11 protein-coding genes are annotated in these 12,390 nt (G+C 68.1%); 9 read left to right on the top strand and 2 right to left on the bottom strand.

All coding sequences use genetic code 11. The features are described from left to right. Positions 1–28: 28 nt before the first annotated feature. From MKK67_RS25810 to MKK67_RS25790, 5 genes are all read left to right on the top strand, one after another. Positions 29–1,234, top strand: coding sequence for an acyl-CoA dehydrogenase family protein (locus MKK67_RS25810; protein ID WP_243970927.1), 1,206 nt, complete (start codon positions 29–31; stop codon positions 1,232–1,234). A 160-nt stretch (positions 1,235–1,394) separates the two neighbouring features. Continuing rightward, positions 1,395–2,573: a beta-ketothiolase BktB gene (gene bktB / locus MKK67_RS25805; protein WP_243970926.1), complete on the top strand. Its 1,179-nt coding sequence runs from the start codon at positions 1,395–1,397 to the stop codon at positions 2,571–2,573. 1 nt (position 2,574) lies between these two features. Next, entirely contained in the window at positions 2,575–3,342 is a 768-nt protein-coding gene (locus MKK67_RS25800; RefSeq protein ID WP_147907803.1) for an SDR family NAD(P)-dependent oxidoreductase, read from the top strand. Positions 3,343–3,345: 3 nt separating this feature from the next. Beyond that, positions 3,346–4,356, top strand: a complete 1,011-nt coding sequence (locus tag MKK67_RS25795; protein ID WP_243970925.1) for a phosphotransferase family protein — start codon at positions 3,346–3,348, stop codon at positions 4,354–4,356. 2 nt (positions 4,357–4,358) lie between these two features. Further along, positions 4,359–4,697 carry a DUF6285 domain-containing protein gene (locus MKK67_RS25790; RefSeq protein ID WP_147907805.1) on the top strand — a complete coding sequence of 113 codons (339 nt, stop codon included), beginning with the start codon at positions 4,359–4,361 and terminating at the stop codon, positions 4,695–4,697. A 767-nt stretch (positions 4,698–5,464) separates the two neighbouring features. On the opposite strand, the gene MKK67_RS32715 is transcribed toward MKK67_RS25790, so the two are convergent. Next, on the bottom strand, positions 5,465–6,850 hold the full coding sequence (locus tag MKK67_RS32715) for a hypothetical protein (RefSeq protein ID WP_147907806.1): 1,386 nt from the start codon (positions 6,848–6,850) through the stop codon (positions 5,465–5,467). After that, the gene (locus MKK67_RS25780) at positions 6,843–7,853 is read right to left on the bottom strand and encodes a nucleoid-associated protein (protein ID WP_187193494.1); all 1,011 of its coding nucleotides are present in this window, start codon (positions 7,851–7,853) and stop codon (positions 6,843–6,845) included. The genes MKK67_RS32715 and MKK67_RS25780 overlap by 8 nt, the downstream gene beginning before the upstream one ends. 875 nt (positions 7,854–8,728) lie before the next feature. Between MKK67_RS25780 and MKK67_RS25775 the strand changes: the two genes are divergently transcribed. The 4 genes from MKK67_RS25775 to MKK67_RS25760 all read left to right on the top strand — a co-directional run bounded on the left by MKK67_RS25775 (position 8,729) and on the right by MKK67_RS25760 (position 11,962). Beyond that, positions 8,729–9,001 carry a hypothetical protein gene (locus MKK67_RS25775; protein ID WP_243970924.1) on the top strand — a complete coding sequence of 91 codons (273 nt, stop codon included), beginning with the start codon at positions 8,729–8,731 and terminating at the stop codon, positions 8,999–9,001. A gap of 137 nt (positions 9,002–9,138) precedes the next feature. Continuing rightward, a complete protein-coding gene (locus MKK67_RS25770; protein ID WP_147907809.1) occupies positions 9,139–9,741 on the top strand; it encodes a DUF3489 domain-containing protein in 603 nt (200 codons plus the stop codon). Continuing rightward, entirely contained in the window at positions 9,741–10,340 is a 600-nt protein-coding gene (locus MKK67_RS25765; RefSeq protein ID WP_243970923.1) for a DUF2924 domain-containing protein, read from the top strand. Before MKK67_RS25770 ends, MKK67_RS25765 begins: the two co-directional genes overlap by 1 nt. Then, positions 10,337–11,962 (top strand): recombinase family protein, encoded by a 1,626-nt coding sequence (locus MKK67_RS25760; protein ID WP_243970922.1) that lies wholly within the window; start codon positions 10,337–10,339, stop codon positions 11,960–11,962. Before MKK67_RS25765 ends, MKK67_RS25760 begins: the two co-directional genes overlap by 4 nt. Positions 11,963–12,390 lie beyond the last annotated feature (428 nt).

The raw sequence follows: 12,390 nt of genomic DNA, 5'->3' as shown, positions 1-12,390 counted from the left end.
CGAGCGCAGCAGGACTAAAGGGTACGACGTGGATTTCACCATTTCTGCCGGCGTCGAGGCGTACCGCGCCCGAATCGCGGCCTTCGTCGACACGCACATCCTGCCCCTGGAGGCGGACCCGCCCGCCTATGACGGGCACGGGAACATCGGCTTAGGCGAACTGTCCCGGCTGCGCGGCCTCGCGCAGGAGCAGGGTCTCTGGTGCCTCCAGCTCAGGCCGGAGACCGGCGGGGCCGGCCTCGACAAGGTCGGCATGGCGGTCTGCTACGAGGCGATGAACCGCTCGATCTTCGGGCCGGTCGTGTTCAACTCCGCCGCCCCCGACGACGGCAACATGACGGTGCTGGAGAAGGTCGCGACGCAGGCCCAGAAGGAGCGGTGGCTCGACCCGATCGTGCGCGGCGAGGTCCGCTCCGCCTTCGCCATGACCGAGCCGCATCCCGGCGGCGGCTCCGATCCCGGCATGATCCAGACCCGGGCCGAGCGGCGGGGCGACACCTACGTGGTCACCGGGCGCAAATGGTACATCACCGGGGCCGAGGAGGCCGCGCACTTCATCCTGATGGCGCGCACTTCCGACGATGCCCGCAAGGGGCTGACCGCCTTCCTGTTCCACAAGGACCAGCCCGGATGGGAGATCCTGCGCCGGATCCCGATCATGGGCCCGGAGGAGCATGGCGGCCATTGCGAGTTGCTGTTCGACGGTCTGGAGATCCCGGCCGAGAACGTCCTGATGAACGAGGGCGACGGCCTGAAGCTGACCCAGATCCGCCTCGGCCCCGCCCGGCTGACCCATTGCATGCGCTGGCTCGGCCTGTCGAAGCGCTGCGTCGAGATCGCCCGGGCCTACGCGGCGGAGCGCCATGGCTTCGGCATCCGGCTCGCCGACCGGGAGAGCATCCAGCTCATGCTCGGCGACCTCGCCATGCGGATCGAGATCGGCCGGCTGCTGGTGATGAAGGCCGCCTGGGCGCTGGACCAGGGCAGCTTCGCCCGCAAGGAAGTCTCGATGGCCAAGGTCCACGTGGCCAATCTCCTCCACGCGGCGGCCGACGTGGCGATCCAGATCAACGGCGCCCGGGGCTACTCGACCGACACGCCCCTGGAATGGATCTACCGCTACGCCCGGCAGGCCCGGCTGGTGGACGGCGCCGACGAGGTCCACAAGATGGTGCTCAACCGCAATCTCGAGGCGGAGGGCGATGCCTTCTGGACGTGGACCGTCGGGGCGTGACCGCCGGGACGGGGACGACGCGCCGGTGGTCACGCCCCCGTACCCGCATCCTGATCTGCCCGCGCCCGCGGCCCGGCACCGCGGCACGCGGTGCCGGGATCGGATGTCCGCGTCTAGCGACAGGACCTGACAGACGCACCGAAGCGTGGAGTTTATGACGATGACCGATGTCGTGATCACAGGGGCGGTACGGACCGCGATCGGCACGTTCGGGGGGTCGCTCGCGGCGATCCCGCCGGCGGCGTTGGCAGCCCAGTGCGTGGCGGAGGCACTTAAGCGCGCCGCGACCGCACCCGAAGCGATCGGCCACGTGGTCTTCGGCAGCGTAATTCCTACCGAACCGCGGGACGCCTACCTCGCGCGCGTCGCCGCCATGGAGGGCGGCATCCCCAAGGAGGTGCCGGCCATGACGGTCAACCGCCTCTGCGGCAGCGGCTTGCAGGCGATCGTCTCGGCCGCGCAATCGATCCTCCTCGGGGATGCCGACACGGCGGTCGCCGGGGGAGCCGAGAGCATGAGCCGCGCGCCGCACCTGCTGAAGGTCGGGCGCACCGGCCAGCGCATGGGCGATGCCGTGCTGGTCGACTACATGCTGGGCGCGCTGAACGACCCGTTCGGCAACGGCCATATGGGCGTCACCGCCGAGAACGTGGCGGAGCGTTACGCCGTCTCCCGCGACCAGCAGGACGCCTTCGCGGCCGAGAGCCAGGCCCGGGCCGCGCGGGCGATCCGCGAAGGCCGGTTCCGCGACCAGATCCTGCCGGTCGCCGTGCAGCGCACGCGCGAGACGGTGGCGTTCGACACCGACGAGCACCCCAAGGCCGCGAGCGCCGAGGATCTGGCGAAGCTGCGCCCGGCCTTCTCGAAGACCGGCAGCGTGACGGCCGGCAACGCCTCGGGCCTCAACGACGGCGCCGCCGCCCTCGTCCTGTCCAGCGCCGACCGGGCGGAGCGGGACGGCCGCACGCCCCTGGCCCGCATCGTCGGCTACGCCCATGCCGGCGTGGACCCGTCCGAGATGGGCATGGGTCCGGTCCCGGCCGTGCGCCGATTGCTGGAGCGGACGGGCTTGCGGGCCGCCGATTTCGACGTGATCGAATCGAACGAGGCCTTCGCGTCCCAGGCCTGCGCCGTCTCCCGCGAACTCGACCTCGACCCCGCGAAGGTCAATCCGAACGGCGGCGCCATCGCGCTCGGCCATCCGATCGGCGCGACGGGGGCGATCATCACCGTGAAGGCGCTCTACGAGCTGGCCCGGACGGGCGGACGTTACGGGCTGGTGACCATGTGCATCGGTGGCGGACAGGGTATCGCCATGGCCGTCGAGCGGCTGCGCTGAGATGGCCGACCTCTTCGATCTCGCCGGCCGGCATGTCCTGGTGACCGGCGCCTCCAGCGGCCTCGGCCGCCACTTCGCCGGGACGCTGGTGCGCGCGGGGGCGCACCTGTCCCTCTGCGCGCGCCGGGCGGACGCCCTCGCCGAGACCGTCGCCGGCGTCTCCGGGGAGGGCGGCCAAGCGCAGGCCGTCGTCATGGACGTCACCGACGCGGCCAGCATCGAGCGGGCCCTCGACGCCGCCGAGGCCCGCTTCGGTCCGGTCCATGTCGTCGTCAACAATGCCGGGATCACCGCGACGAAGCCCGCCCTCGACCTCGACAAGGCCGACTGGGACGGGGTCCTCGATACGAACCTGAAGGGCGTCTGGCTGGTGGCTCAGGCGGCCGGCCGGCGCATGGTCCGCCACGGCGCGGGCGGCAGCATCGTCAACATCGCGTCGATCCTGGGCCTGCGGGTCACCGGCGGACTGGCGCCCTACGCGGCCTCGAAGGCCGGGGTCGTCCAGCTGACCAAGAGCCTCGCCCTCGAATGGGCGCGCTACGGCATCCGGGTGAACGCCCTGGCGCCCGGCTACATCAAGACCGAGCTGAACGACGCGTTCTTCGAATCGGAGCCCGGCAAGGCCCTGATCAGGCGGGTGCCGCAGCGGCGTCTGGGGGAGGCGGCCGAACTCGACGGGCCGCTCCTCCTGCTCGCCTCCGATGCCGGGGCGTACATGACCGGCAGCGTCGTGGCGGTCGATGGCGGCCACCTCGTGTCGGGCCTGTAGCGGATGGATCAGGATCGGCTGCGCATCTGGCTGGCCGGGACGCTCGGCTGCCCGGACCTCGCCATCGCGGATACGCGTCCCCTCGGCGGCGGCTCCATTCAGGAGAATCGGCTCGTCAGCTGCTGGGTCGGCGACGACGTGCGCGCCTTCGTGCTGCGCATGGATGCGGCCGCCACCATCGCGTCGAGCCGGACCCGTGCCGAGGAGTTCCGGATCCTAGAGGCGGTCTGGAACGCCGGGGTCCGGGTGCCCGAACCCGTCGCCTTCTGCGAGGATCCGGAAGTGATCGGCGCCCCGTTCGCGGTCATGGGGCTGGTCGAGGGCGTGGGGCTGGGCCCGCGGATCGCCAAGGATCCGAGCCTCGGCGGCGACCGGGAGCAGCTCGCCGAGACCCTGGGCCGCGAACTGGCGAAGATCCACGCCACGCTCGACCCACGGGCGCTGCCGGGCGGGCTCGCCTTCCTGGGCGCGCCCGAACCGGATCCCGCACGAGCCGAGATCGCGCGTCTGCGCGCGAGCCTCGACGGTATCGGTGTCCGGCGCCCGGCGATCGAGTGGGGGCTGCGTTGGGGGGAGGTCCGCGCCCCGGCCTGCCCGGCGCCGACCCTCGTCCACCGGGATTTCCGGACGGGCAACTACATGGTCGACGGATCCGGCCTCACGGCCGTGCTGGACTGGGAGTTCGCCGGCTGGGGTGACCCGGATCAAGACCTCGGCTGGTTCTGCGCCGCCTGCTGGCGCTTCGGCCGGCCCGAGCGTGAGGCGGGCGGCGTCGGTTCCCGCGCGGCCTTCTACCGGGGCTACACGTCCGAGAGCGGGCGGACGGTCGATCCGGCGCGCGTGGCCTACTGGGAGGTGATGGCCCATGTGCGCTGGGCGGTGATCGCGCTGGAGCAGGGCGCGCGCCACGTCTCCGGGCGCGAGTTCTCCCTCGAACTGGCACTGAGCGGCCGGATGGTGCCCGACCTGGAACGGGCGATCCTGCGGGCGACCGCCCCCGCAGCATGGAGCTGAGCATGCAGGACGAACCCTCCGGCGCCGCCCTCCTCGACGCGGCCCGCCGCGCCCTCACCGAGGAGGTCGTGCCCGGCCTCACCGGCCGCCCGCGCTACGTCGCCCTGATGGTCACCAACGCCATCGGCATTGCCGCCCGCGAAATCGTGCAGGCGGACCAGCTCGCAAAGGCCGGCGCGCGCGTGCTCGATGGCGCAGGCGCGCCCGACAATCCGATGGAGAATCTGGTCCGAACCATCCGAGAGGGGCAGCACGATGCGGATGAGGATCTCCAAGCAGCGCTTACCGAAGCGGTCGAAGTGGCAGCACAAATTTGGAAGCCGTCGGCGCCGGATAAATAATGTACTTTTTCTGCAAAGCCGATCTACATAGATTATAATTGAATCAAAATTCGATCATGTAGTTTGATCGTGTCGACTATGTCGAAGGACCGTCGACCACGCGAGAGGCGAACGCGAGGTAGCTGGCGTGCTCGACGGCGCCGGACTGACAGACGCGGTCAATTGGTTAGAGGTCGAAGGATGTAGCTTCTGTCCAGGGCACCTCCGGTTCGTGCCAATCCCTGTACGGATCGTCCTCACGCATGTTCGCCCTAGCCCCACCTAGCGCGCGCCTGGATCTGATGAATCAATGAGGCCGACGTTCAGAGCACCAAACAACGCGATTACCCGCGTCTCTTGCCCCTGAAAACGCAGGGCATCGCGCGCACGCTCCGCTCGGCTCTAGTCCCATGCCGCGTAAACGACCTCGGTGCCGACGTCATGCCAATCCTCGCCTGACGGAGTTGAACAACCGCTTTCGGGCGCACCATAGATCGATTTTTACGACGAGGTTGGGTCGGTAGCGGCTTGTCCGCTTATCCGCATCAGCCGTCCAAAAGCGGATCGGCGGCTTTCGGCCAAACCCTGCCATTCCAGACCGCAGCTTCGCGCCATGAACGGACATCAGCTGATCGCCCGGTAGCGGACATTCTGTTTCGGATGACCGTCGCCGTGTCGCCCCCTGGAGCGGGCCGCTCCTATGCGATCAGTTCTACCGAGCTATCAGCCGAACTGCGGTGACACGGAGTGTCCTCTCCTCCCCTGGCGCTTCTGACAGCGCAAACCACTTACGGCTGCGGGTGGGCCTGTGGCGTGGGAGCCATTTTCGGCTTGGCGGGCGTTGGCGGAGCCGGATCTGGTAGCGGGCTTGGCTTAGACGGCGCCGCGTTCATCGGTGTGTTGGCTGGCGAGACAGGCGACGGAGGCGTCCGAGCCGGTGCGACAGGCGTCACAGCCGGCGGGATCGGTGTTGGTGCCGACGCGGAGACTTCACCTGACCAACAGCTCATGTACGGAACGTTGGTCACTCGATACGCGACGAACGTGGCCACCGCTGCCCCGACGACTGCGAGCACGCCAACAAACCCCAGAAACCTTCGCTGCCATTTGATCCGACCGGCGAGGGTGACGAAAATCGTATCGAACTGATCGCTTAGCGCCGCAAAGTCCCGCTGAAACGTGGTTTTTTGGCGCGCGATATCGTCGGATATGGACGCCAGCGTCGCCCATTGGTTTCCGATGGCGATCGCCAAGAGCGCGACGAAGATCCACGCTCCCACGACGACGGCGAAGTTGGTCCAGAACTCGACGCCGCAGGCGGATGTGACTTTCAGCTGCGAGGCGACGATGACCGTCGCGACAGGGATACCGAGCAACTGCGTCTGGATATCGATAATCGTTTTATGGATTTTGTTGAGATAATCGATGCGTGCGGCTTCGATCTCGTTGCGGATCTTTGAGTAAGAGAAGCTGGACGCGAACAGCTGATAGCCGTTGCGAACTTCCTCGTTCACCGAACCGAGGTTTGCGATGAGGTGGCGAAACCGGACTGCGACCGGCTGAGACGCGCAGATCCCGATGACGGCTTCGGCGAGGATCGCGAGCTTCTGGTCTCGGTGAATCTCGTCGGCGCACGCGCTGAGAATGGCGTCGGTGTCGGAGACGCTCACACGGTCTAAGTCGGCGGCCTTATAAGCCAGCGGAACGCTGAACTTGCCATCCTTGATGAAGATCAATTCCCTTTTGGATTGATCGACATAGGCCGCTGCTTCGCCGACGAGCTTCGTGAACTCGATGACCTTGCGATAGGTCGCTAGGCGCTCGGGACAGGGATCGATGTCCGGTGTGATACCGCCGTCGATGACGAAGTAGGCGCGCGGTTCTTTGACCCGCGCTTCCGGGGTATCGAGCAACCCGTCGAAGTCGCGAACGAGGGAGCCGAGCGCAGTCCGGGGTGGGCCGACGCGGACTGATACGATCTGACCGACTTGAAGCGCGCCATCGTCAAGTACCACGATGTCTGCGTCAACAGCGACATCCTGGTCATCTTCGATGAGTTGGATGACCTCCAGGACTTCTGGGGTCGCAATCGACAGCCTTCCCTGATCACTGTTCTGCTCGAAGGCGATATAACGATACAGCAGGGTCAGCTGGTCGAATGTGATCCTAGCCATCTTGGCTGTACTCAGCGCGCAGCTGCGCTGTGAGATCCTCCGGCAGGCCGGTCAACGTGAGGGTGTTGTCCTCAGCGTTGAACCGCACATTTCCGCGGGTGATCGCGTCGCGGTTGAACTCGATGCTCCAGGTCGGGGTCTTGCCCTTGAATTTGATCAGCGGTCCGAGGGCGCGGCGATCAGGCACGAAGCCGTCGTTAAGGCGCAGATCGGGATCGGCCAGAACGGTCATCAGCCTCTCGGGATCCTGCGGGCTCAGTTCGTTGGCCAGCGCCTCGAAGCTGAGTTCCTCCTGAGCCTTGGCCGAACGCTCGCAGATGGTTTTCGCGCGGGCGAGGAAATCGTCTTTTCTCGGGGTGTCCATGCCTTCATCGGTGGCGAATGCCATCAACGCTTGGACAAGCTCGGCCGTGTCGCGGCGGTTCTGGACCGTGGTGTCACAGCCGAGGAATTCCTTGAAGTACTCGGAGACCTCCCGCTTGCCCTTCAAGAAGCCGATGTAGCGCTCCTCGCCGTTGGCCCAGCTGGTCATGTTGATGCGGCCCGCGAACCGAAAACCGTCCATGTCGAGATGGCGGACATCCTGAACATCGAGATCGCTCGTCATCGACGCGCCGAGCTTCTCGTTGACGATCGCGATGAGGAGGTACTGCCGTTCTTCGCGCTCGAAGTGAGCGAAGAAGACGTGGCCGCCCGTGGCAGCGCCCTTGTAGCCCGCCTGGGCTTTTAGCGTTTCCATCATCTTGTGCGTCAGCGTCGTGAAGTCGCTGGGCTGGACGTTGAGGTAGGCGCGGAGGTGCTTCTCGGTCGGAAATCGATCTTCATCGACCGCGAATTTCCCGTAAGATTTCGAGGTCCGCTTGGCGTAGAGAGCGGTGAGGTCGTCGATCACGCGTTGCATCGTCTGAGTAACTTTCAGATCGCTTTTTCCGTGCTTAACGACGAAGGCCCCCTGGGTTTTGGTCAGGTCGTGGATCGCGACGCGGATAATGGTGTTTGTCACCTGCCCTCCCAGCGGCGAATGCAACGACCTCAGGTGTCGTTCACTGCGGCCGAGACTGGCTTGGCGCAAGGACGCTGACAACCCAGACGATACGATCGCCGCCCCCTGTCCCGAGCTCCTTTCGGGGTGAGTTGAACCGTGCAGAGCGCTGACCCCGCATCCCACGTGACCCCGCTGTTTTACATTGTGAACGAAACAAGAACAAGTGTGGGATGGCAGCGGCGTGCTCGCTACGCCAAAGCGCAGAGAACCTGCGCCGCTGTATGCAAACTAGGGTTTTGCATACAGCACTTTTCGAAGTGTCGGACTGCGTGGGACTGACGGTCACCGTCGAAAATGCGACTGGCGAGAAGGCCCGCCATCTTGAAGAGCTTCGGGTCCTGTCGCGATCGCATTGGGGTGGCGGCCGGAGCGCGCCGGAGCTTCTCGTGGTGTTTATCCGTCCCAATGGTCGCGACGCGGCGCGGGCGGGTACGACAGAACCCTGGCCCCAGGCGGCGTTACGCGTGAAAGCTGTTCGCCCAATGCGAGCGGATCGCTAGAGTCCCCGACGAGCAGAAACGGCAACGGTCTAAAAAGGACACTCGAGCAAACGCCTCGTAATGCGCCAAAAGGGCGACAAACCGCGGTGGAGCACAACACCCCCAGTCAACCCTGCCGAAGGTTCATAGCCGCGGGCTGGTCGCCCACAAGCGGACATTCCCAATGCCCGGAATGGGTCAATTTTTCGCGTTGGCGGAGGCCTTCCCGGACTACGACGCGAATGTCGGCGGGATCCGGTACTTTCGCCTGGACTGTCGCCGCCAACAGAGCGTGTGTGTTGACCGGCCCGACGCAGCCGCGGGCCGAGGCAGCTACTCGCACGGGGTGACGGTATGAGCGAGACGACCACGGGCCGGACGGATACGAGCGAGGCCGGCCTGAGCGTGACCGCAGCTCTGGCCGCCATCAGCGCCCACCTGACCGAGGCCGCCGCCCCCGCCAAGGCCGCCCTGGTCTGCGCCCGCGCTGGCTCCGAGCGCGAGGCCGTGCGCATCGTCCTCGACCTCGACGTCCCCCTCAGCGAGGCCCAGACCCTGCACGGCGCCATCTGCCTCATCGGCCGCATCAACCGAAAGGCCGCCGAGACTTTCGCCTCCCGCGACTGACTGTCCGTTCGCACGCGGCCGTCCCCATGCGGTCGCTACGCGCGGTCGTCCTCGCCTCACCCCGCCGGCCCATCGCAGAGCCGATCGCGGGGTCGGGTCGGTGGCGGGGCTCGCCCGCCGCTACGGAGACGATCGCCATGACCGCTACGAATGCCACCGCCACCGCCCCGACGACTGTCCCGCTGAACCGGACCGAGGCTGGCCTGCTGCAGGCCGCCGCAGCGGACGAGGGCCGACTGACGCCCCCCGTTGCGATGAAGCCCGCCACCCACGCACGGCTGCTCGGCCGCTTCATGGGCGATGGCCTGGTGATCGCACCCGCCGAGGCGGGTGGCCCGCACCGCCTCACCCCCGCCGGATACCGGGCCATCGGCCTCGCCCCGCCCAAGCCGCCGCGCGCCGCCAAGGTGGCTGCGGGTGCTCCTGCCGCCACACCGGACGATCCCGCCCGTACTGCGATCGCGAGCAAGAAGGCGCAGGTTCTGGCGCTGCTGAAGCGCGAGCAGGGGGCGACGCTCGCCGAGCTGATCGCGGCCACCGGCTGGCTGCCCCACACCACCCGTGCCGCCCTCTCGCGCATCCGCACCGGCGGCCAGGCGCTGCTGAAGGCTGCCCGCCCAGACGATGCCATCGCCTACTGCATCCCCGCGCCGGTGATCCCGGCCGCCCCGCCCCGGGCGCGCAAGCCCCGGCGCACACCGACGGCTGAGGCCGCCGTCGCGGCTGCGGCGGCAGCCTGATGGGCGGGCAGCGCACTCCGGCCGCGGCGCAGACGGTGAGAGCGGTGGTCAGGGCGGAGGTCAGCCCCGCCGACCGGCTCGCCGCTGCGCTCGATGAACTCGCCGGCCTCGACGCCGCCGCCCTCGCCCGGCGCTGGCGGCGGGACTTCGGTTCGGCCGCCCCGCCCGGCCTCTCCCCCACCCTGCGCTCCCGCATCCTCGCCCACCGCCTTCAGATCCGCGCGTTGGGCGACCTCGACCGCGACATCGCGCAGGTCCTCGGCCGTTTCACAGCCGGGCGGGGGACGGCGGTCGGACGAGACAGGTCCGAGCCCGGCGCTGGGGCCATCCCGACCGCCATCGCGGTCCCGGTGCCGGACCGGCGCGGGCACATCCCCGGCGTGCAGCTGTCGCGCGAGTGGGGCGGGCGCATGCACACCGTCACCGTGCTCGACGCCGGCTACGCCTGGGACGGGGCGACCTATCCCAGCCTGTCCCGCGTCGCCCACGCCATCACCGGTACCAAATGGAACGGCCCCCGCTTCTTCGGCCTGCGCGAACGGGCCGATGCGGCGACGGGGGCTGGGCGGGAGCGAGGTGAGCGGAGGGCCCCGGCGTGAGCGTCAAACCGCGGCGCTCGGTGAACGCCGCACAGCATCCCCCCTCGGGCGCCCGCCCGACGCTGCGTTGCGCGATCTACACGCGTGTCTCGACCGAGCACGGGCTCGAGCAGGAGTTCAACTCGCTCGACAACCAGCGCGAGGCCGCGGAAGCCTACGTGAGGAGCCAGGCCCATGAGGGCTGGCGGCTCCTGCCCGAACGCTACGACGATGGCGGATACTCCGGCGGCACCCTCGAACGTCCCGCCCTCCAGCGCCTGCTCGACGCCGTGCGCGAGTGTCGGGTCGATGTCATCGTTGTGTACAAGGTCGACCGCCTCACCCGCGCGCTCGCCGACTTCGCCAAGCTCGTCGAGCTGTTCGACGCGCATGGCACCTCGTTCGTGTCGGTGACCCAGGCGTTCAATACGACCACCAGCATGGGGCGACTCACCCTCAACGTCCTCCTCTCGTTCGCCCAGTTCGAGCGCGAGGTCACCGGCGAGCGCATCCGCGACAAGATCGCCGCGTCCAAGCGCAAGGGCATCTGGATGGGTGGCGTCGTGCCGTTGGGCTACCGCGTGGAGGCCAGAGCGCTGCACGTGGTCGAGCAGCAGGCCGCGGTCGTGCGCGCGATCTTCGCCCGCTATCGCGCGCTCGGCACGGTCAGCGCGCTGCACGCCGAGCTGGAGGCCACCGGCATCCGCGTGCCCGAGCGCCGCGATGGTAAGGGCAAAGCGGTCGGGGGCGGGGCGTTCACCCGCGGGCACCTGTACAAGATCCTCGCCAACCCGATCTACGTCGGCTGGCTCAGTCACCGGGGCCGTGTGCACGAGGGCCAGCATGTTGGCATCGTCGACGCGGCGGTGTTCGACGCGGTGCAGGCGCAGCTGGCGGCCAATCACCACGCCCACACCGCCCGGCGGCGGGAAGGCGCGCATCTGCTCACCGGGCGCATCCGGGACGAGCGCGGCCAGCCGATGACTCCGAGCCACACGGCCAAGGGCGCGCGGCGCTACCGGTACTACGTTAGCCGGGCGGCGGTCCGGGAGCGGCCTACCTGCGCCGTCCGGCGCATCGCAGCCCACGCGGTCGAGGCCAGTGTGGTCCAGGCGCTGCGCGCGACGCTTCTCTCGACTGGCGCATCTGCCTCGCCATCCGCTCCGGTATCCGAGATCCTCAGCGACGCCGAAATAGTTGCGATCCACGTCGCGCGGGTGACGGTCCATCCCGACGCGCTGCTGATCGAGCTGGTCGGCGGGGATGAGCGTGATCCGATCCGCATCCCCTGGTCGCCCGCGGGGCATCGTCGGCGCCGGGAGATCGTCGTGCCCCCGGGCGTGGAGCGCGATGGCTTGCGGCCGATGAAGGTCGAGGACCGCGCGCGCATCCTTACGGCCATCGCCCGCAGCCGCGCCTGGGTCGACGATCTCGTCGCGGCGCGTGCGGCGGGTACTGCGGCCATCGCACTGCACGAGGGCTGTAGCGAGCGCGCGGTGCGGATGATGTTGCCGCTCGCTCATCTTGCCCCGCGGATCGTTCGGGCCATCGTCGACGGTCGCCTGCCGCGTGGCATCGGCGTCCGGCACCTAGCCGAATTGCCGACATCCTGGGCTGAGCAGGAGCGCGCCCTGGGCTTGTGAGCGCATCGCCGCGCCACCGCATCGCCGCGCCACCGCATCGACGCGCGCCGGGTCCATCACCGGGCGATCCGATCCCCTGCCGTCGGAGCCGAACTTCAGCGCTACCATCCTTGCGTCGTCGGCGACCGCTCGCGTTCGCATCGCCGTGCGCCCGCAGCGAACGACCTATGCATCGGTCATCGAATCAAGTGCGCGGAAACGGGTTTGGTAGCAGCGGAGACGGCGGCCTCGTTCAGGCGCCTATCCGTCGTCTGCCGGGTTGGAGACTGATAAATCGTCGTGAAAACGGTAACTGGGGCAGATATCCGGGCGGTGGGGTTTTGCGGTTTGGCCGTGGCGTGATTCAACACCCGGCATGGCGCTGCCGGATCCCGATGGCCTGGATGCCCTCTCGCTGAGCGAACTTCGCGGGCTGGTCGTCGCCCTGA

Origin of the sequence: Methylobacterium sp. J-072, assembly GCF_022829425.1 — a bacterium.
GTDB lineage: Bacteria > Pseudomonadota > Alphaproteobacteria > Rhizobiales > Beijerinckiaceae > Methylobacterium.
This window is presented reverse-complemented; position numbering and strand designations above follow the sequence as displayed.